Below are 20,925 nucleotides of genomic sequence, written 5' to 3'. Positions count from 1 at the left end.
TTTCTGTCAAGTGAAATTATCATTTTGTAGGGATTTTCATTCCATGTTGTGAAAACAGAAAAAGGAAAACCGCCACACGAAGTGACGGTCTTGGAAGGGGAAAATATGGGAATGGGGGGATGGGGGGAAATGGGGATTTATTTGATAACCGCAGCACGCCATTCGCTCAAAAACTCATCTCTGAACGCGGCGGCATGCCGGGCATCAAACCGTGTGGAATGAATCTCCGCGAGCGTTGGGAGATTCGGCGGTGCCGTGACATCGGCACGTGTGGAGCGTCGTTCATATACGCCGAGACGTTCATGAACACGACGGCTCATAACAAAATCAAGGAATTTTTTTGCATTCTCTATGTGCGGAGCATTTTTTATGATCGCAACCCCGGTGGCGGACACGCGTGTCCCTTCCCGTGGATAGACGACCTCGATGTGTGCCCCCGCCGACCGAGACCGCAGAACTGGCTGCTCCGCTGTCGCCGTGACCGCATACGCACCACTCACAACGGCCTTGACCTGCTCTGCCGAGGCAGAGACCATGTGCCCATCCAGCTGATCTTCCATGCGAGAGATCAGGGCGTTATCACCGCCGAGCACATCCATCATCGTCATAATTACATCGTATGAGACCAAGGATTTGGTCGGGTCAGCAAGCGCAATGCGCCCGCGAAAACGTGATTTGAAAAGATCGCTCCATCCGGTCGGCGCATCCTCGGCATCGATGAGATCCGTGTTGTAAGCCAGCACATAGGGATCCTCTGTGATAAGGTAATATGCCTTGTCACCGCCAACATAGTCACTGCGCAGGGCACCTTCCTCCGGGCAGTCGTAGGATGCCAGATAGGACGTGAGGGATAGGTAGACATCTTCCACACCGCCCCACAGGACATCGCCGCGCGGATTCTCCTGTTCCGTACGAATGCGTGTCATGAGGGCATCGGATGTACCGTCCACCAACTGGACGCGGATTCCCGTCTCCTCCTGAAACTCCTTGGCAATGGGGTCTGTCCAATCCTCTGCACCGCAGTTATAGACCACGACCAGATTCTCATCGTCCGTAGGAGCCTGACGAGCAGACCCACATCCGACGAGAACAGAGCTAACGCCGAGGAGAAGTGCCGCACACAATATCTGCATACGTTGAAAGATGAGCATCGTGCGACACCTCCTAAATGAGATGTCATCAATTTCAAATCTTTTTGATAATTCTACAATAATCAGAACTGCAATTCAATCGTACAGTTCATCATTTTGGTGTGATAATCCTATTCTGTTATTGTTTCCCACGTAGTTCCTGCTGTGCATCGAAGAAATGACGCACTGCCTCGGCAGAAGTGCGATTCATGCCGGGAGCAGCAGCGAGTTCCTCCACAGACGCCTCCTTGATTTTTTCCAGCGATCCGAAGTGGGTGCGCAGGCTCTGCCGTCGTTTGGGACCGATGCCGACGATATGGTCGAGTACGGAGACGAGGTTGCGCTTGCCGCGCAGTTTTCGATGAAACGTGATGGCAAAACGGTGTGCCTCGTCGCGAATACGCTGGATGAGATAGAGGGCCTGACTGCGGCGCGGCAGTTCAACCGGCTCTGAATTTCCCTCCGTAAAGACGAGCTCAAACTGTTTCGCGAGGCCGACGACGGGGACATCCTTATGCCCTGCCGCGTGGCGGATGATCTCAAGGGCGGAGGAGAGCTGTCCCTTGCCGCCGTCGATGATGATGAGATCGGGCAGCTCTTCCTCGGGCAAACCTACATAGCGGCGCGTCGTCACCTCGCGCATAGAGAGGAAATCGTCGGGCTTGCCCTCCGTGCTGCGGATCTTAAAGCGGCGATAGTCCGATTTCTTCGGTGCGCCGTCCTCAAAGACGACCATCGAGGCAACGGTCTCCTGCCCCTGATTGTGCGAGATATCAAAGCACTCCATGCGACGCGGCGGATGCTTCAGCCCGAGGTATCGCCCGAGTTCCTCCACGGCGCCAAGCGTCTGCTCATCCAAGAGACTGCGCCGCGTCTCCTCGTCTGCGAGGAACTTCGCGGCGTTGCCCGTCGCCATCTGCACAATATCGTGCTTCGTGCCGCGCTGCGGCGTGAGGAGTGCGACCTTGCCGCCCCCCTTGCGTGCGGCAAGCCACGCCTCGATGGTCGCCTGCGCCGCTGCGTCAATCGCACACGGCAGCAGCACCTCACGCGGGACAAAGGTCGCCTGATTGTAGTACTGCTCCAAAAAGGCGCGCAGGATATCCGCGTCACTCTCCTCCTCGCTGCCGCGCAGGAGAAAGTGCTCGCGCCCGATCATCTTGCCGCCGCGGATGAAGAAGATCTGCACGCAGACGCCCACCGCCGAGCGCGCCATGCCGACGGCATCCTGATCGCCCGCCCCCGTCACGATGTTCTGCCGCTCCGCCGCCGTGCGCACAGCACTCAGCTGATTGCGAAGCCGTGCCGCCGTCTCAAAGTGATACGCCTCTGCCGCCGCATTCATGCGCTGCTCCAGTTCGCGCTCGACGTCATCCGTTCTGCCCTCAAGGAAGAGGAGCACGGCGCGGATCATGGCACGGTAGTCCTCCGCCTTCACCTTGCCAACGCACGGGGCAAGGCAGCGTTTGATATGATACTCGAGACAGGGACGCTCTGGCATCGTGCGGCAGGTGCGCAGAGGAAAAAGACGCCGCAGGAGCTTTAAGCTGTCCCGCAGCGCCGTCACATTCGTATAGGGGCCGAAGTAGCGCGCGCCGTCACGCAGCACACGCCGCGTGATAAAGACGCGCGGAAATTCCTCCTGCACCGTCACCTTGACATAGGGGTAACTCTTATCGTCCTTCAGCCGTATATTATAACGCGGCCGATGCTTCTTAATCAGGTTCGCCTCAAGGATCAGCGACTCCACCTCGTTCGCCGTCATGATCGTCTCAAAGTCGGCGATATGCGAGACCATCGCGCGCACCTTCGGCGTGTGATTGCGGCTGCTCTGAAAATACTGCCGGACGCGGTTCTTGAGGACAATTGCCTTGCCCACGTAGATGATCTTCCCGTGGTCGTCCTTCATGATATAGACGCCCGGGCTGTCCGGCAGCAGCTTCAGTTTTTCTGCAACAATATCGGTCACATCAGAGCCCTGCCTTCATGCGGTTGATCGCAGAGAAGAGTGCCAGAATGGACGAGGTGATGATATCCGTATCCATCCCTGCGCCCCAGTACACCTTTCCGTCCTCGCCGGTGATGCTGATATAGGAAATCGCGCGCGAGCTCTGCCCCAGCTCCAGGGCGTGCTCGCTGTAGGTCAGATTCGAGTAGGAGAGATCGAGGTTTTCCTGCAGCGCATTCGACACGGCATCCAGACGTCCGTTGCCGTGCGCCTCGTAGGTGCGATCCTCGCCGTCCACGCGCAGATGCAGGTCGCCGCGCCGCGTGCCGTCCGGCTGCTTGTTCAGGCAGAAGTCCGCCAGTTCGTAAGGGGAAACGACATTGACATAGGTGTCCATAAACACCTTGTAGATCTCATCCGGCTGCAGTTCCCTGTGTCCAACATCGGAGACTGCCTTGACGCGGTAGCTGAGATCCTCACGCATCTTCTTCGGCATATCGATGCCGTACTGCTGCTCCATGACGAAGCCGACGCCGCCGCGCCCCGACTGGCTGTTGATGCGGATCACATCGCTGTCGTAGGTACGCCCGATGTCCTTCGGATCGATGTAGAGATACGGCAGGCACCAGTGCTCCGGATGCTTCTCTGCCCAGTAGTGCATCCCCTTCGCGATTGCATCCTGATGTGAGCCGGAGAACGCTGCAAAGACAAGTGCGCCCGAATATGGCTGGCGCGGGTTGACCTGCATCCGCGTCACCTTCTCATAGACCTCGACGAGATGCGGCAGATTGGAGAAATCGAGCTGCGGATCCACGCCGAGGGCGAACATATTCATCGCCACCGTGATGATGTCCACGTTGCCCGTGCGCTCCCCGTTGCCGAAGAGCGTCCCCTCGACGCGATCCGCCCCCGCCAAGAGGCCCATCTCCGTATCCGAGACGCCGCAGCCGCGGTCGTTGTGCGGATGGAGTGAGAGCACAACCGCATCGCGGTACTTCAGATGATCGTTCATATAGGCAATCTGCATCCCGTAGACATGCGGCATCGACATCTGCACCGTCGAGGGCAGATTGATGATCGCCTTGCGGTCAGGCGTCGGCTGCCACACGTCGAGCACGGCGTTGCAGACCTCGAGGGCATACTCCGGCTCTGTGCCCGTAAAGCTCTCGGGCGAGTACTCAAAGCGGTACTTCGCGCCCGCCTCCTCCGTCAGTTCCTTGAGGAGCTTTGCACCGTCCACGGCGATCTTCAGGACCTCCTCCTTGGAGCGCGCAAAAACCTGCTCGCGCTGAGCCGCCGAGGTGGGATTGTAGACGTGCACGATGGCGTTCTTCACCCCGCGCAGTGCATCGAACGTCTTGCGGATGATGTGTTCACGCGCCTGCGTCAGAACCTGTACCGTCACATCATCGGGGATGAGGTTGTCCTCCACCAAACGGCGCAGGAACTCATACTCCGTATCCGAGGCCGCAGGGAAGCCGACCTCGATCTCCTTGAACCCGACGCGCACGAGGAGATCAAAAAAAGCGAGCTTCTCATCGAGGCTCATCGGAACGATGAGTGCCTGATTGCCGTCGCGCAGATCGACCGAGCACCAGATCGGTGCATGATCGGGTGCATCCTTTTTCAGCCAGTCCATGTGGATCTCCGGCGGCATAAAGTAGCCCTTCGTATATTTCTGATAATTCATCATGATGATTCCCCCGCATCCATGTATTTTCTCAGCGCAGCCGCGCGTTGAATTTCTCGATCAGCTTCTCGGGTTTATAGGACTCCTTCGCCTTGCGCAGCCCCTCGATGCCCATATCCTCCTCGCGGTTGATGTAGGTGAGATGGCTCCATGCGTGCTCCACGAATCCCTGATTGATCGCGGGATATGCGCCGCGCACCTCGGGATCCGCCTTCTCCACATGGATGACGGCCGTATCCGTGTTGAGCTGCTCGCCGAAGGTAAAGGCGACGATACGCCCGCCCAAGCGGACGGCACCGCCCTGCAGACCAAAGTAGTCAAAATCGTTCAGCACCTCGAGGATTGCCGTGCGCTCGTACTCAATGAACGGGTCGATCGTCCCGTCCTCGCGGATGTGCTGCTTGTACCAGCTATTGAGCTCCAGCTTGCACTGCGTGACGACATCCTCTGTGATGGGCAGATACTCTGCCTCGGGGTGCTCCTTGCGGAACGCATTCAGATGGTTCTTCTTCGAGTGCAGCTTGCGCCCCGCAAGGCTGATGAGCTTCTCCGAGAGATACACATAGTCGTAGTTGTCGCGGTCGGCGACCACGTCAAAGTCTGCAAAATCGCAGCTGCGCAGATAGTCTGCATAACCGCGCTCCATATCGTAAAGGTGCAGCGGCTGCTCCACTTCCTCAAAGTAGGCGATCAGCTTCTTCGTCGCTTCGGGATAGCGCGATGGATCGCAGAAGGGCTGCAGCAGCGAAAGGATCCCCTTCCACTCGCTCGCCACATAGAGCACATCATCCTCTTCGGCAATATGCACGAAGAACGGCGCGCGCCACATATAGAGATTCGTAAAATTAAAATGCGAGTTCTCGTAATAGTTTGCATGAAAATATCGATCCAGCAATGGCTTGTCTTCTTTTTTCAATGGTCGAAAATCGATCATCCTAAACCTCCCCATGAAGAAAGCACTGATAAACTCAGCGATTCCCAAAGTATCGTGTTTTCATTATAACAAAGGCGTCAAGTCCCATGAAAGCCGTCTGCGGCAGTCACACCCTGCTGAGGATCAGCTCCCCCATCCCGTGCAGCATATATTGTCCAAGATGCGCGGGGATAAAGACACTCTCCCCCTTGACGGCGGAGAGCTCCCCGCCCGCCCACGTCAGCGTCAACGTCCCTGCGAGAATCGTCAGACAGTGAAAGGAGTCTGCCCCCGCCGTGCTCTCGCACATGCCGTCAATACGCAGATGATAGGCGGTAAAATACGGGCATGCGGCGAGCAGGCGCACCTCCGCGCCACGAAATTCATCCGCCGTAGGAAGCTGCTCTGCACGCAGCGAAACGGGCACGAGCGACGTCACATCGAGAGCCTTTTCGACATGCAGGTCGCGCGGCTTCCCATCGGCGCCGATGCGCCCATAGTCGTAGACACGATACGTCGCGTTGGAGCTCTGCTGAATCTCACAGATGAGCAGCCCCTTGCCGATGGCATGGAGTGTCCCCGCAGGAATGAAGAACGCATCCCCCTTCTGTACCGGTACATGACGCACGACCTCAAGGAGTGTGTTGTCCGCAATACGCCTGCGAAATTCATCTTTTGCGATCGCATGCACAAAACCGTAGAGAATCTCTGCGCCCGGGGCGGCATCGACGACGTACCAGAGCTCCGTCTTGCCGTACTCCCCCTCCACGCGCAGGGCATAGTCATCGCTCGGATGCACCTGCACAGAGAGATTGTCGTGTGCATCGATCAGCTTGATGAGGAGAGGGAAATACGGAAACTGCGCGGCTCGTGTGCCGAGTGCCTCTGCCCCCGCGCGTGTCAGCCACGCCTCGAGCGTCTCCCCTGCCGCCGTGCCGCTGGCAATCACGCTCTTTCCGTCACGGTGACAGGCGAGCTCCCAGCTCTCTGCCACCTTCGACAGCTCCGTGCGCTTGCCGTATTCGTCCCGCAGACGTGTCCCGCCCCAGAGATAGTCCTTCAGCGGCGCGGTCAGCTTCATCGGCTCATTCATCGGCAATTCCTCCTTTATAATATCTTACCGAATCCCTCTGAAATCTTTAAGGAAGCAAAGAAAAGATTTCGCTGTCCATCGATTCCCTGATTTTCCCCGTGACTCCCTACTCCTTCAAAAGTCCCGATTGTCCCCCATTCGCCTCTATGGTATCATAGGAAGTTAAGGGAACACTGATAAATTCAGCACTACCATCTTAACGCATCTTTTTCGCCCGCACTTCGGCGGAAAATCCTCCACAGAACACCACTCTGCGTCCGGTTTTCCACCTCGTTCGGACAAAAAATCTACGTCAATCTGGCAGACCTCATTTTATCAGTGATTCCCTCTAAAGGAGTGATTTTTCCATGTCTCAAACCAAGATCGACACCAATGAACGTCCGCCGCTTCGGCGAACCATCCCGCTTTCCCTGCAGCACCTCTTCGCTATGTTCGGCTCAACGGTGCTTGTTCCGATTCTCTTTCATGTTAATCCTGCGACCGTGCTGCTCTTCAACGGCATCGGCACACTCTTCTACCTCATATTGTGCAAAGGGAAAATCCCTGCCTATCTCGGCTCGAGCTTTGCCTTCCTCTCTCCCGTCTTCATCGTCCTGTCCGAGTACAGCTATGAGGCGGCACTCGGCGGCTTCATCATCGTCGGCATCGTCTTCTGTCTGGTCAGCCTCATTGTTCATACCATTGGAACGAGCTGGATCGACGTGATCTTTCCACCCGCATCAATGGGCGCAATCGTCGCCGTCATTGGACTGGAGCTGATGCCGACGGCGGCGGGGATGGCAGGTCTGACAGCGGAGAAGGTCGACCCGACCGTCGTTTTTGTCTCCATCGCAACGCTCGCCATCACGATCTTTGCCTCCATGGCATTTCGTGGCTTCCTCTCCATCATCCCCATCCTCATCGGCGTCATCGCAGGCTATCTCATTGCCTGTGCCGTCGGCATCGTCGATCTCTCGAACGTCGCCGCTGCGCCGTGGCTTGCCCTCCCGACCATCTACACGCCGACCTTCGAGCTGAATGCCGTCCTCATCATCCTGCCTGCCGCCATCGTCGTCATCGTCGAGCACATCGGGCACCTCATCGTGACGGGCAACATCGTCGGACGCAACCTCGCCAAGGATCCGGGGCTTGACCGCTCCCTCCTCGGCAACGGCATCTCGACCATCTTCTCGGGCTTCTTCGGTTCCACGCCGAACACCACCTACGGCGAGAACATCGGCGTCCTCGCTATCACCAAGGTCTACTCGACATGGGTCATCGGCGGCGCAGCGATCTTTGCCATCCTGCTCTCCTGCCTCGGTAAACTTGCCGCACTCATCCAGAGCATCCCGACCCCCGTCATGGGCGGCGTCTCCATGCTGCTCTTCGGCGTCATCGCCGCCTCGGGCATCCGCATCCTCGTCGAGGCAAAGGTGGACTACAACAATCCGATGAACCTTCTCCTGACCTCCATCGTCATGGGTGTCGGCGTATCGACCGCCAGCATCACCATCGGAACGGTGACCCTGCGCGGAATGTCGCTTGCCACCGTGATCGCCATCATCCTCTCCATCTCCTTCCGCATCATCCTCGCCCTGCGGCGCAAGGATGCCGCCGCGCCGAAATGACAGAGCTCCGCGTTGATCTCCCCGCAGGAGAAATGTGTCCCGTCAAGGCATACCTCATGCGTGTGCACGGCATCTCGGGCAGCCTGTGGAAACGCATTAAACACCATGGTGCATTCGCGCTGAACGGCAGCCCCGCGATCGCTGCACGCACGATGGTGAAGGACGGCGACCGCATCACATACGATCTGCCCATCGTCAGCACCGTCGTTCCCGAAGCGCTGCCGCTTTCGATCGTCTATGAGGACGATGACCTGCTCGTCCTCGACAAGCCCGCAGGACAGCTCGTCCATCCGACGACAAAGGAAACGCGCGGCACCATCGCGAACGCCGTGCGCGGATACTATGCCGCCTGCGGCGTCCATCTCGACGTTCACCCCTGCCACCGCCTCGACCGCAATACGAGCGGGCTGCTCCTCATCGCAAAGCATCCCGAGGTGCAGTACCAGATCATGCGCCAGAACGCGCTGCGGCGCGAGTACCTCACCCTGATCGAAGGCACGCTCATCCCCCCTGCGGGCTGTATTGATGCACCGATTGCGCGTGCCCTGCCGAGCATCATCCTCCGCTGCGTGGCAGAGGGCGGCAAGCCCGCACGTACCCATTATGAAACGCAGCGGACGAACGGCAAATACAGTCTCCTGCGCCTGTGGCTTGACACGGGGCGCACGCATCAGATCCGCGTCCATCTCGCCCATTGCGGACATCCGCTTCTCGGCGACGATCTCTATGGCGGAACGACGGAGCCAATCGCACGGCACGCGCTCCACTCGGCGCATCTCACCCTCGTGCATCCGCGCACCAAGGAAGTGCTCATCTTGACTGCCCCGCTCCCTAGGGACATGGCACAGATCGCTGCGTGCCTCGTCCATCCATGAGACAAAAACCCCGCAGATGAAAATTTGCATCTGCGGGGTTTTCTCTATGCTCGATCCGAATCTTACTTATTCGCGCCGAACCACTTCTGATAGATCTTATCGTACTCGCCGTTATCATGCAGCTTCTTAAGTGCTGCATTGATCTTCTGCTGAAGCTCGGTGTTGTCCTTCGCCATAGCGATGCCATAGTCCTCAGCAGAGAGGCGGTCTGCGAGTGTCTTCACACCGGTTGCCTGTGACTGATTGATGTAGTAGTCATTGACCGGTCGGTCGTTGATCACGGCATCTACGCCGCCTGCTTTCAGCTCCATGAAGCAGTCCGCCGGCGTATTCAGTTCGCTGACGGTGACGCCCTCCATCTCCTTTGCCATCTTGGCACCCGTCGTGCCGATCTGAGCGGCGACCTTATGCCCCTTCAGATCGCTGAACGACTTGATGTTCTCCTCATCGCTGCGCACAACCATCGTCAGACCGGACTGATAGTAGGGATCAGAGAACGCGACCTTCTCCTTGCGCTCGTCGTTGATCGTCATACCGCTGATAATCACATCGATGTTCTTCGCCTGCAGGGCAGGAATCAGACCATCGAAGCCGATGTTCTGGATCTCTGCCTCGCTGCCCATCTCCTTGGCAACAGCACGGATGAGATCCATATCAAAGCCCTGATAGTCCTTCTGTCCCTCATCCTGGAACTCAAACGGGGCAAAGTCAATCGATGCGCCGACGCGGAGCTTGCTTGCCTGCTTCGCCTGATCGCCGCCTGCGCCGCATCCGAGCAGGGAAAGGCTCACGAGTGCACCCGTCAGCATGAGTGCCAATTTCTTCAGCTTCATGGGAAACCTCCTCAAAAGATAAAGGCCACACGGATAAACCCAGCCACATGATTGCCAGTCCGACGGACTGTTTTATCCGTGATTCCAAAAAACAAAGGGGGATGCCGCACCGTCTGTGCTGCTATCCCCCATGAAATCTAAATCGTTTTAGAAACGTGCTGCGCGCTTTGCATTGAAGCAGTCGCGGCAGTAAACCGGACGATCCGTCTTCGGCTCGAACGGGACTTCCGTGTCCTTGCCGCACTCGGCGCAGACCACATGGAACATCTGACGCTCGCCATGATTCTGATCGTCACGGCTGCGGCGGCGCTTGTCGCGGCAGTCACGGCAGCGCGCCGGCTCGTTCTCAAAGCCTTTTTCAGCGTAGAACTCCTGCTCACCTGCGGTAAACACGAAGTCCTTGCCGCACTCTTTGCATACGAGGGTTTTGTCTTCAAAAGCCATTCTTCCACAATCTCCCTTGAAAAATAATTTTGACTCTCCATTCGCCACACTCGGAAAGCGTTCACTGAGATTATGGTTCGGGCAAGCGCTGCATATATAAGCAGTGCTTCACTCGTTCATTGAACGACGATCAGGACTTGAGGAACGGATTTCAACGCTCTGTATTATACAGTCATTTTTCATGAAGTGCAAGCATTTTTTATTGTCCTTCGGATGGTCGGGCTGCCATGCCTTCATCGCCCTTTTACGTTCCATCATTAAAGCGGTACCCTGCCCCCCAGACCGTTTGCAGCCACTGTGGATGGGCAGGATCGCATTCAATCTTTTCGCGCAGCCGATTGATATGGACGGAGACGGTCGCCGTACTGCCCATGGCATCCAGCTCCCAGACGCGGTCATACAGCGTCTCCTTGCTGAAGACGACCTGCGGATGCTGCGCGAGAAAGAGCAGGAGATCAAACTCGCGTGCTGCAAGAATCACCTCGTTTCCCCCAAGAAATACGCGCCGCGTCTGCGGCTGAATCTCAAGCGCGTCAAAACGCAGGACGTCAGACTCCCCCGTACTGCCTTTGAGGCGCTCATAGCGCGCGAGATGTGCCTTGACGCGTGCCGCCAGCTCACTCGGACTGAACGGTTTGATGATATAATCATCCGCCCCCAGCCCGAGTGCGCGTATTTTATCGACATCCTCAAGGCGCGCCGAGACCATGAGGATGGGGATATCGTATGCCTTCCGAACATCGCGGCAGATGGCAAATCCATCCGCCCCCGGCAGCATCACATCCAGCAGGAGAAGATCATAGTCCCCCGTCATGGCGAGACGCTTCCCCGCATCGCCGTCCGCAGAAATATCGGCAGTAAAGCCATCCGCTTCGAGATAGTCACGCTCCAGCTCGGCAATAGCACTGTCATCCTCGACCAGCAGTATCTTCTTCATGCGTGTCCTCCTTTTTCTGAACCGGCAGCAGCAGGACGATGCGCAGCCCCCCTGCGGGGGACTCCTCGGCGCGCACCGTGCCGCCGAACGTCGTCATGATCCGGCGCACGATCGCCAGCCCCAGCCCGCTGCCGTCAGCGACATGGGTACGCGCCGCATCCGTGCGGTAAAAGAGGTCAAACAGCCGCTCCCGTTCCTCCTCGCGCACGCCAACGCCGTCGTCGTCGCAGCAGATGGCGAGAAAATCCCCCTCATGGGAAAGCGACATACAGACGTGTGCTCGTTCCCCACGGCGGTACTTCCCGCTGTTTTCCCACAGATTTTCGAGCACGCGGGCAAATGCACTGCGGTCAATGCGGATATACGTCTGCCTCCCGCCTTCCGCCATCGACAGCTCGATGCCCCGCTCGCGAAAGTCCGCCGCATGCGCGTCAATGAATGCTGTGATCCACGTCCGCACCTCAACGACCTCCCATGTAAGCGGCACCTCGCCTGTCTCCGTGCGTAAAAACGCGCGCAGCTGTGTGGTCAGCCCCTCCATCGTCGCCGCCGCACGCGCGATGCGCTCGGCATAGGCACGCTGCTTCTCCGGCGTCGCAGCGATCCCGTCGATCAGGCCGCTCGCATATCCCTTGACGGCAGTCAACGGCGTTGCGATGTCATGAAGTACACCGATGAGAAACTCCCGCCGCCGTGCCTCCTCCTGTTCCTCCCGCAGGCGTGCGCGCCGCAGATCGCTGCGCATAGCATCAAAGGCGCGGCAGGTCGCCCCCACCTCATCACTGCCCATCGGGGGCAGGGCATGGTCGAAATCGCCATGCTGCATCGCGCCGGCGGCATCACGTATCGCAGCAAGCGGTGCAAGAATCTGCGCCGAAAGGAGGCGGGCAAGATAACGCCCGAGCAGGAAAATCCCTGCCGAGGTGATGACGATGAAGAAAATAAACACAGCGTTGATCACCGTCTCCCGCATCGGCGGCGAAATACGCATCTCATCGTGATGCCGCATCATAGGAACAGCGCCTGCCCCCATGAAAACAATGCCGCTGCGGTCCCCCTCATAGCGAAAAAAAAGTCCCGCATCGTTCCATGTCAGTGCGGAGCCGCGCGCCCCGCATTCACGCATGACCGCATACCGAATGTCATCGGCATCTGCCCCATCGGTCAGATAGAGGAGACCATCCTGCACGATAGAGACGCGGACGCCTGCCGACTCCAGCAGATGAACGTCACGCTCAGCATGATTCCATTTGAACTGCTTCCTCTCTGCGGCAGCACGCAGCGAACTCAGTGCAAAGGGTACAGAGAGATTTGTCCCCTTCTCCGGCCAGAGCAGTTCAAGTGCCTGCTGCTGCAGCGTTCCTGCATGGCGCAGTCCGCCAAGAAGCGCTGCACCGATGGCGACAAGGACGCAGATCGGTATGACGACCATCAGCGCATTGGTCAGCAGGAGCTTTGTTTTCAGCGACAAATCACGCAGGTGCATATCGACACCTCACTTTCATGATGCCATTATAATGGATTCAGAGGAAAAAATCCGCGCTGTCCGTCGATTTTTGAAAAAGTTTTACGCGTGTTTACACTTTGTTTAACTTTCTCCGATAGGATATACCTGTCAGCAAAAATGTGACAAACAAAAGGAGGATTTCATCATGGAAGCACAGAAAATCAAAGAACAGGTCAAGAGCGTATTCAGTCCCGCACATCTGAAGAAGGCAGCAGCTCTCGCTGTTCTCGTCGGCGTCGCCACCGCCGGCACAGCCTACTTCCACTATCAGCAGGCCGAGGCACAATCCCTCATGAAGCGGCAGGCTCGCTCGGAAATGATCGCTGCTCAGGCAGCACAGCGAAACATTGTTCTGCTCGATGAGGACAAGGTGCGGTCGATTGCCGCCGAATCCATCGGAAAATCCGAGGCAGAGCTGACCTTCCGTCCGCTCGAACTGAAAATGAGAGATCACGACGGTGATCGTGACCACGACCGCAAAGGGCACAAGAAGGGGAAGCACGGAAATCGAGACCACAGAGGACAACAGGCACAGTCCGCACCTGCTGCAGCGGCGCAGGACGCAGCGGCACCTGCCGTGCCTGCTGATCCTGCCGCACAGACAGACTTCCGCCCATTCTACAAGGTGAAATGCACGGCAAACAACATCACCTACAAGCTCCGCATCGACGCCGTGACCGGCGCACTCCTCGCGAGTGACGCTGATACAGACGACCATATTTTCTAAACAATAGAGGACTCGCATCAACGGGAGAGTCATGCACAGACCAATCGTCTCGCATGGCTCTCCCGTTTTTATATCCGCTAAAATAAATTCTCCTGCCGTTCGAGCCAGCTTTCCTGCCGCGCCTCATGGATACGGTCCCCCTCCTCCGCATGGCCGATGAGAAAGGGGGATGCGGGATCGTGAGCGAGACGGCTGCGGCGCACACGTGCAGGATGCGTATTGGCGTAGCAGTAGCGGCAGAGATGCGGGCAGCTGTCGTATGCGCCGATGTCCGCGCCAAGATAGCAGCGACACTCCCTGCGCTGGGGCTGATAGCGCGGGAAGTGAATGCGCCGCCCAAGTGCCCGCTCATAGATGCGAGGGGTCATGCAGCCGCCCGTATCCGCCCCGTATAGAGCGAGTGCATCACCGCCGCCGCACGGATAGACGGTCATACCGCACCGCCGTGCCGTCTCAATGATAAATGCACCGAGCTCCATGCGCTCTGCGTGCGTGACATCACGTCCCTCGGGAAAGTTGCGGCGCGTCTTGGCATAGCGCGTGAGAAAGCTGATGACGACCACCTCCGTCTGCCCCGCCAGCTGCTCTGCCATCGCGGCAAACATCGTTCTGTGCCACGCCAGCGTATGATGTTCGTCAAGGATGATCGGATCGTAGCGCCACCCGACGGCGCGCGTTCCGAGAGCAGCCGAGAGCTGATGAAATGAACGCACAACCTCCTCCCATGGCGGAACATGGGGCTCAATATCCCTGCCGTAGGGCGTGATGGTGACGTACCAGAACTGCCCGAACGGTGCGAGGAGTTCCATATAGGGAAGCATCGGTGCGGGATTCTTCGTACAGAAGCCGATGAGGTCAACCACGCGCGGATCAAGGCGATAGTGCGTCACCTGCTGTGTGTCATAGGGATTACGGACACAGACCTCGCCCGCACGCAGCCGATTCACCAGCCACGGCGCATAGAACGCCGGAATATCCGTACGCATGCCCGTGTTGAGTATCATCGCATACCTCCTCCCCTTTTCACAGGATAACACGAATCGGAGAAAAAGAAAAATGGGGCTGTTGTGCCCCTTCCACCGCTTACGCGGTCCCCCTTCCCCGTGATAACGGGGAAGGCTTTAGGGGGGGCTACAACAGATCCACTGTAGTTTACATTCTCTTAGAGATACCGGATATAGACGTAGATGTTCGAGATGATGATCGTAAAGATCATGACAGGCATAGCGACCTTCATGAAGCCAAGGAAGGAGATCGGACGGCCGCGCTGTGCCGACATCGACGCGACGACGACATTCGCACTTGCACCGATCAGCGTTCCGTTGCCGCCGAGACACGCGCCGAGAGCAAGCGACCACCACATCGGATCGAGGTTGCTGAGTCCCATCTGTCCCATATCCTGAATCAGCGGAATCAGCGTGGCGACAAACGGGATGTTGTCGATAAAGGCAGAGGCAAAGGCACTCATCCACAGAATGAGAATGGCGGTTGCCTCGACATTGCCGCCCGTCGCCTTGATCGCCTCAGCCGCAAGCATACGGATGACGCCCGTCTCTACGAGTGCACCGACAAGGATGAAGAGCCCGCCGAAGAAGAAGATCGCGGGCCACTCAATCTTTGAGAGCACCTTGACGATCGCGCCCTCATCGCGCGTCGCCGTGAGAAGGAGGAGGAGACCTGCGCCCGAGAGTGCGACCGTCGCGGACTCAAGGCCGAGACTGCCGTGCAGGACAAAGAGCGTAATCGTGAGGAAGATAACGGCAAGGCACTTGCGCAGAAGAGCATGATCGGTGATCTGTGCGCCCGCAGGGAGACGCATGATCTTATCCTGCAGCTCCGGCTGAGTATGCAGGCCTTTATGGTAGAGGCCAATAAGAATGAATTGTACCAAGATAAAGATAATTATCGAGATCAATGTAAGGTTCTCAACGAACGCCATGAAATCGAGCCCGACCGCGCTGCCGATCATAATGTTCGGCGGGTCGCCGATGAGCGTTGCCGTTCCGCCGATGTTCGATGCCAAAATCTGCGAAATGAGATACGGCATGACGTCGACCTTGAGCTGTGACGTGATGCTGAACGTGATTGGTACGGTAAGCAGAACCGTCGTAACGTTGTCCAGAAGAGCCGAGCAGACCATCGTAATGGTCGAGAGAACGACGAGGAGCGCAATGGGCTGCGCCTTGACCTTCTGCGCCGCCCAGATGGCGAGGAAGTTGAATAGTCCCGTCTCACTCGTAATATTGACGATGATCATCATGCCCATGAGCAGTCCGAGCGTATTGAAATCGATATGGTGAACTGCGACCTCCTGATCGATGATCCCGAAGAGTATCATGAGCATGGCGCCAAAAAGTCCCACGATGGTGCGGTGCACCTTCTCGGAGATGATGAGCGCGTATGCGACGACAAATATGACAATCGCCACAATCGTTGCTGTTTCCATCATTACACATCCTTACTTCTCGTTATGAGAAATCCATCACGTCGCCGTGATAATCACCTGTCGGCCGCTGCGGCGGATCTTCAGCTTGGCGTTCGTCTCCCCCTCCTGTGCGAGTGCCAGCTTCAGCTCCAGCAGAGCCTTGCCGAGTTCTTCTGCCTGCGCGGCGCTGAGTCCCGCACGTGCGAGATCGGCGGGCGGCTCCTTTGCCGCTGCCGCACGGGCGCGTTCCTCTGCCTGCCGCTCCTGACGCAGCATGGTCTCGGCGAGAGTTTCCTCTGCCTCGTGCCCCTGCATCATATCCTTGTCGGACAAATCTTTTGGTATCTTTGCCACAGCAAACCTCCTCCTGCCGTCCGTGGCACATAACACATCGAGAAAAAGAATGCGCTACTTGATTTTGCTCCACGTATCCTTCAGCCCGACGATGCGGTTGAACACTATATGATCCGGCGTAGTATCCGGGTCAACAACAAAGTAACCAACGCGCAGGAACTGATAGCGCGTCCCTGCCGCTGTGAGACGGACGCTCGGCTCCACCTTCGCGTCTGTCAGCACCTCAAGTGAGTGCGGGTTGAGCGCCGCAATGAAGTCTGCCGGCTCCTCCTCGCCCTCCTCTGCCGTACGCAGCAGGCTGTCATAGAGGCGCACCTCCGCTGTGAGCGCATGCTCTGCCGCGACCCACTGGATCGTCCCCTTCACCTTGCGGTTCGCCGCCGTACCGCCGCTCCGCGTCTCTGGATCATAGGTACAGCGCAGCTCCGTGATCTCGCCCGCCGCATCCTTTACGACTTCCTCACAGCGGATAATATAGGCGTGCTTGAGGCGCACCTCGCCGCCCGGCTTCAGGCGGAAGAATTTCTTCGGCGCATCCTCCATAAAGTCTTCGCGGTCGATGTAGAGTTCGCGCCCAAAGGGCACATATCGCCGTCCTCCGTGCGTCGGGCTGTTCTCGGCGAGCAGATACTCCGTCTCGCCTTCGGGATAGTTGGTAATGACGAGTTTCAGCGGATGCAGTACCGCCATAATGCGCGGCGCGTTGCGGTTCAGCTCGTCGCGTACACAGTGCTCGAGCATGGCGCTGTCCACCGTGCTGTTGCTCTTGGCGACGCCGATCTCCTCACAGAACGCACGGATGGCTGCAGGCGGATAACCGCGCCGCCGCATCCCCGAGATGGTCGGCATACGCGGATCGTCCCACCCGCGCACATGCCCCTCCTCAACGAGCTGGCGCAGCTTGCGCTTGCTCGTGATCGCGCCCGAGAGATTCAGACGTGCGAACTCAATCTGACGCGGCCGCTCCCCCGCAAGGAAACCCAGTGACGTGAGCAGCCAGTCGTAGAACGGGCGATGCTCCTCGAACTCCAGCGTGCAGAGCGAGTGCGTAATGCCCTCAATCGCATCCGAGAGCGGATGGGCAAAGTCATACATCGGATAGATGCACCACGCATCGCCCGTCCGATGATGCGGCACATGGGCAATACGGTAGATCACGGGGTCACGCATGACGAGATTCGGCGACGCCATGTCGATCTTGGCGCGCAAAACGCGTGCTCCGTCCGGAAACTCACCCGCACGCATACGCGTGAAGAGATCCAGATTCTCCTCGATCGAGCGCCCGCGGCACGAACTTTCCTTGCCCGGCTCGGTCAGCGTACCGCGATAGGCCCGGATCTCCTCCGCCGTGAGATCATCCACATAGGCAAGCCCCTTCTTAATCAGCTCGACTGCATATTCATACAGCCGCTCGAAATAGTCCGAGGCATAGAACCGCCGATCGCCCCACGAGAAGCCGAGCCAGCGGATGTCCTCCTGAATGGAATCCACATACTCGACGTCCTCCTTCGTCGGGTTCGTATCGTCAAAGCGCAGATTGCAGAGACCATTGTAATCCTCAGCAACACCGAAGTTAAGGCAGATGGACTTTGCGTGTCCGATGTGCAGATAGCCGTTCGGCTCGGGCGGAAACCGCGTATGGATCCCCTCCGCATGTCGTCCCGCACGCAGATCTTCGTCGATGATATTTCGGATAAAATTTGATGTCTTTACATCCGCCATGTTCCTATCCCTCTATCCGTATAATTCGATATCAATCGTTCTGTGCGCAGTACCGATCGATGTAAGCGCGCAGCTTCGCTACGCCCTCGGCAATCCCCGCCTGCGCAGGAAGGCTCGCAATAAAAGTGTCCACATAGCCACGTTCTACAATGCGGCGCAGCGTCCACATAAAGTTGATATCGTAAATCCACATGAGACGTACGATCTTGCGGTCTCCATTCGTACGCAGACGGTAGTAGTCCGCCTGTCGTCCTGCGGCAAAGTCCGCCACGAAATCGGGGCTGACCTCCTGCGCTGCGTCCGACGGGACGAAGTTCGGTGCCTTCTCCGCGCCCTCCGGCGTGAGGAACGGGAGGAGAACGCGATAGATGTCAAGCTTGTCCGCATCACGGATTACCTTGGCAAAAAACAGCTTGCGCTCATCTCTGGTCGGAGCAATTTCCTTTTTGTTGTGATATTTGATCGCAAAACGCACCGCCTCTGCATCCACATCGCTAAGCGGCGCGAGGATATTCTCCTCTGCGAGTACCTTCAGTCCGAGTTCCGCATGATCCTCCGACGCAGCATCGTTGAACGTCCGATAGCGGGCATACTGCCGAAACCGTCCAACATCGTGAAAGAGTCCGATGATCTCAGCAATAGCCATATCGTGCGCATGGCATCCAAGATGCTTGGCAAGTGCGCGGGCATGTGCCGTCACATAGCCTGTATGAATCTCCTTGAGCTGAATGCCGCGCATGACCTCGGGGTCATTGGTACGAAAGGAGCGCATATAGGCATTCATCCATGTGTGCATTTCATGCAGGAGTTTTTCCATCTGCGTTCCTCCTTTCACGTACATCGCCCCGATCATCCCTCCTCGGGCGGAACATAGCTCTCGTCAAAGTCCGTCGCGACCAGCGTCGCCTGCACCTTGTCTGCCATGCTCTCCTGCACAACCAGTCCTGCAATGATATTGACCGCAGGATGTGCATGCCCATGGATATAGCGTACGGCCTCATCCACATCACGCAGACTCATCGCGGGGCCTCCCGTGAGATTGAGGACGACGCCGCGTGCGCCCGCCGTATTGCGGTCGAGCAGCGGACTCTCCATCGCCTTTCGCACCGCCTTCTGCGGCGTCTCATCGGTACCGATGGCGAGCAGGGTTTCGCTCGATGCACTCTGCCGAAAGATTGTCGTCACATCGGCAAAATCAACATTGATGACCCCCGTGGTCAAAATCAGTTCTGCCACGCAGCCAACCGTCTGCCGCAGCACCTCATCGGCAAGGGCAAAAGCATCGACAAACGACATCTTGCGGTCGGGGGCAATCTTCAGGAGGTTGTCGTTGCGCATCGTGATGAAGGCATCTGTCATGCCCTGCATCCGTGCGATCCCCGCCTGCGCCGTCTGCATCTTGCGCGGCATCTCAAAGTGGAACGGGCTCGTCACCACGCCGATGGAGAGGATCCCCATGTCGCGTGCGATCTCCGCCACAACAGGTGCCGCCCCTGTCCCAAGGCCGCCGCCCATCGTCGCCGTGATGATGACGAGATCCGTCCCCTCAAGCATCTGACGAATCGCCTTTTCCTCGCTGCGCGCTGCCTCCTCACCGACCTCGACTCTGCCGCCCGTGCCGCGCCCCTGCGTCAGTTTTTCACCGATGGGCAGCACGGTGATCCCCTGTTTTTCGAGCGCATGCAGCTGACGAAGATCCGAGTTGAGCCCGACAAGTGTCATATCGAGATCGTAGTTCTCACGCACACTGCGCAGGATATTCCCGCCGCCGCCGCCCACGCCGACCACCTTGATGGTAATTTTCGCCTGAATAATTCCCTCAGTCGGCATATCGCGCCTCCTTATTCTCTACACGCTTTCGGTGCTGCCTGTGCCATGACCGCGCCCGCAAGCAGCAGAGCGCAGCCAAGTACCTGCACTGCGCTCATCGTCTCCCCCAGAACCGCCCATCCTGCCACGGCGGCAAATACTGCCTCCATCGACATGAGAATCGCCGCCTGTGTCGGCTCGACATGCGCCTGCCCCAAAATCTGACAGGTGTATGCGACACCGCAGGAGAGGATGCCCGCATAGCCGATCGGGACCGCGGCGGCCGAGAGCGCCGCCCACGTGCAGGTCTCAAAACATACAGCGAGCAACGCGCTGCCGAGCGTGCAGATCAGCATCTCCATAAGGCACAGCTCGATGGCATCCACCATGCGGGCAAAGCGGTCAATGAGCAGAATCTGCGCCATCCAAAAGAACGCACAGATAAAGACAAGCACATCGCCTTGGTTCAGCGTCGTTTCCCCGTAGGCAGAGAGAAAGTAGACGCCCAGAAAGGCAAGGAGCGCACCACCCCACTGCACCGCTCGGATACGGTGACCAAGCAGCACTGCCGCAAGCGGCACGAGTACGATGTAGAGCGTCGTGATAAACGCCGTCTTACCCGCTGTCGTCGAGAGGAGCGCCACCTGCTGCAGCGTCACGCCGACAAACATCGCCAGCCCGACGGGAATCCCGGCGCGAAAGCCCGAATGGAACGTGCCCGCGCGCCGCTGCGCCTTACGCTGTCCGCGATAGAGCAGCCAGAGCGCCGTCATGAACAGTGTCCCGAGGGCAAAGCGCGCTGCTGCATAGGTATAGGGACCAAGCCCCTCCATCCCGAGAATCTGTGCGACGAACGTCGTCCCCCAGAAGAAAGCCGCCGCCAGCAGCATCAAACTCCCACGCAGGCGCAT

19 protein-coding genes are annotated in these 20,925 nt (G+C 57.9%); 3 read left to right on the top strand and 16 right to left on the bottom strand.

Translation table 11 applies throughout. The features are described from left to right. Window positions 1–137: 137 nt before the first annotated feature. From ADJ74_RS07755 to ADJ74_RS07735, 5 genes are all read right to left on the bottom strand, one after another. A complete protein-coding gene (locus tag ADJ74_RS07755; RefSeq protein WP_050343249.1) occupies window positions 138–1,151 on the bottom strand; it encodes an extracellular solute-binding protein in 1,014 nt (337 codons plus the stop codon). A 118-nt stretch (window positions 1,152–1,269) separates the two neighbouring features. Next, the gene (uvrC, locus tag ADJ74_RS07750) at window positions 1,270–3,099 is read right to left on the bottom strand and encodes an excinuclease ABC subunit UvrC (protein WP_050343247.1); all 1,830 of its coding nucleotides are present in this window, start codon (window positions 3,097–3,099) and stop codon (window positions 1,270–1,272) included. 1 nt (window position 3,100) lies between these two features. Continuing rightward, the gene (locus ADJ74_RS07745; RefSeq protein WP_050344252.1) at window positions 3,101–4,768 is read right to left on the bottom strand and encodes a 2-isopropylmalate synthase; all 1,668 of its coding nucleotides are present in this window, start codon (window positions 4,766–4,768) and stop codon (window positions 3,101–3,103) included. Between the two features lie 31 nt (window positions 4,769–4,799). After that, window positions 4,800–5,702 (bottom strand): phosphatidylglycerol lysyltransferase domain-containing protein, encoded by a 903-nt coding sequence (locus ADJ74_RS07740; RefSeq protein WP_337956950.1) that lies wholly within the window; start codon window positions 5,700–5,702, stop codon window positions 4,800–4,802. 106 nt (window positions 5,703–5,808) lie between these two features. Next, window positions 5,809–6,774, bottom strand: a complete 966-nt coding sequence (locus ADJ74_RS07735) for a type I phosphomannose isomerase catalytic subunit (protein ID WP_050343245.1) — start codon at window positions 6,772–6,774, stop codon at window positions 5,809–5,811. A 347-nt stretch (window positions 6,775–7,121) separates the two neighbouring features. Between ADJ74_RS07735 and uraA the strand changes: the two genes are divergently transcribed. Both uraA and ADJ74_RS07725 read left to right on the top strand, forming a co-directional pair. Next, complete coding sequence (gene uraA, locus ADJ74_RS07730; protein WP_050343243.1) at window positions 7,122–8,381, top strand: uracil permease; 1,260 nt, start codon at window positions 7,122–7,124, stop codon at window positions 8,379–8,381. After that, complete coding sequence (locus ADJ74_RS07725; protein WP_050343241.1) at window positions 8,378–9,256, top strand: RluA family pseudouridine synthase; 879 nt, start codon at window positions 8,378–8,380, stop codon at window positions 9,254–9,256. Before uraA ends, ADJ74_RS07725 begins: the two co-directional genes overlap by 4 nt. A 62-nt stretch (window positions 9,257–9,318) precedes the next feature. Here ADJ74_RS07725 and ADJ74_RS07720 read toward each other — a convergent pair whose 3' ends face one another. The 4 genes from ADJ74_RS07720 to ADJ74_RS07705 form a co-directional block, all read right to left on the bottom strand. Next, window positions 9,319–10,089, bottom strand: coding sequence for a basic amino acid ABC transporter substrate-binding protein (locus ADJ74_RS07720; RefSeq protein ID WP_050343238.1), 771 nt, complete (start codon window positions 10,087–10,089; stop codon window positions 9,319–9,321). Window positions 10,090–10,236: 147 nt separating this feature from the next. Beyond that, window positions 10,237–10,533 carry a zinc-ribbon domain containing protein gene (locus ADJ74_RS07715; protein WP_006689817.1) on the bottom strand — a complete coding sequence of 99 codons (297 nt, stop codon included), beginning with the start codon at window positions 10,531–10,533 and terminating at the stop codon, window positions 10,237–10,239. Between the two features lie 244 nt (window positions 10,534–10,777). Further along, the gene (locus ADJ74_RS07710; RefSeq protein WP_050343235.1) at window positions 10,778–11,470 is read right to left on the bottom strand and encodes a response regulator transcription factor; all 693 of its coding nucleotides are present in this window, start codon (window positions 11,468–11,470) and stop codon (window positions 10,778–10,780) included. Then, window positions 11,442–12,956 carry a HAMP domain-containing sensor histidine kinase gene (locus ADJ74_RS07705; RefSeq protein ID WP_050343234.1) on the bottom strand — a complete coding sequence of 505 codons (1,515 nt, stop codon included), beginning with the start codon at window positions 12,954–12,956 and terminating at the stop codon, window positions 11,442–11,444. The genes ADJ74_RS07710 and ADJ74_RS07705 overlap by 29 nt, the downstream gene beginning before the upstream one ends. Before the next feature lie 166 nt (window positions 12,957–13,122). Here ADJ74_RS07705 and ADJ74_RS07700 point away from each other — a divergent pair, with 166 nt between their 5' ends. After that, window positions 13,123–13,704, top strand: a complete 582-nt coding sequence (locus ADJ74_RS07700) for a peptidase (protein ID WP_050343231.1) — start codon at window positions 13,123–13,125, stop codon at window positions 13,702–13,704. A gap of 77 nt (window positions 13,705–13,781) precedes the next feature. On the opposite strand, the gene ADJ74_RS07695 is transcribed toward ADJ74_RS07700, so the two are convergent. The 7 genes from ADJ74_RS07695 to ADJ74_RS07665 form a co-directional block, all read right to left on the bottom strand. Continuing rightward, a complete protein-coding gene (locus ADJ74_RS07695) occupies window positions 13,782–14,708 on the bottom strand; it encodes a DUF1848 domain-containing protein (protein ID WP_050343229.1) in 927 nt (308 codons plus the stop codon). Window positions 14,709–14,866: 158 nt separating this feature from the next. Continuing rightward, window positions 14,867–16,153, bottom strand: coding sequence for an ArsB/NhaD family transporter (locus ADJ74_RS07690; RefSeq protein WP_050343227.1), 1,287 nt, complete (start codon window positions 16,151–16,153; stop codon window positions 14,867–14,869). 33 nt (window positions 16,154–16,186) lie between these two features. Next, window positions 16,187–16,483, bottom strand: coding sequence for a hypothetical protein (locus tag ADJ74_RS07685; protein ID WP_050343225.1), 297 nt, complete (start codon window positions 16,481–16,483; stop codon window positions 16,187–16,189). 54 nt (window positions 16,484–16,537) lie between these two features. After that, the gene (locus tag ADJ74_RS07680; RefSeq protein WP_050343223.1) at window positions 16,538–18,205 is read right to left on the bottom strand and encodes a glutamine--tRNA ligase/YqeY domain fusion protein; all 1,668 of its coding nucleotides are present in this window, start codon (window positions 18,203–18,205) and stop codon (window positions 16,538–16,540) included. A 31-nt stretch (window positions 18,206–18,236) separates the two neighbouring features. After that, window positions 18,237–19,022 carry an HD domain-containing protein gene (locus tag ADJ74_RS07675; protein WP_039981596.1) on the bottom strand — a complete coding sequence of 262 codons (786 nt, stop codon included), beginning with the start codon at window positions 19,020–19,022 and terminating at the stop codon, window positions 18,237–18,239. A 32-nt stretch (window positions 19,023–19,054) separates the two neighbouring features. Further along, a complete protein-coding gene (locus tag ADJ74_RS07670; RefSeq protein ID WP_009442792.1) occupies window positions 19,055–20,035 on the bottom strand; it encodes a cell division protein FtsZ in 981 nt (326 codons plus the stop codon). Between the two features lie 11 nt (window positions 20,036–20,046). Then, the gene (locus tag ADJ74_RS07665; protein WP_050343221.1) at window positions 20,047–20,925 is read right to left on the bottom strand and encodes a DMT family transporter; all 879 of its coding nucleotides are present in this window, start codon (window positions 20,923–20,925) and stop codon (window positions 20,047–20,049) included.

The sequence above is a fragment of the Selenomonas sp. oral taxon 478 genome (assembly GCF_001189555.1).
Taxonomy (GTDB): Bacteria; Bacillota; Negativicutes; order Selenomonadales; family Selenomonadaceae; genus Centipeda; species Centipeda felix.
The sequence above is the reverse complement of the archived record's forward strand: the minus strand, read 5'-3'. Positions and strand labels throughout refer to the sequence as shown.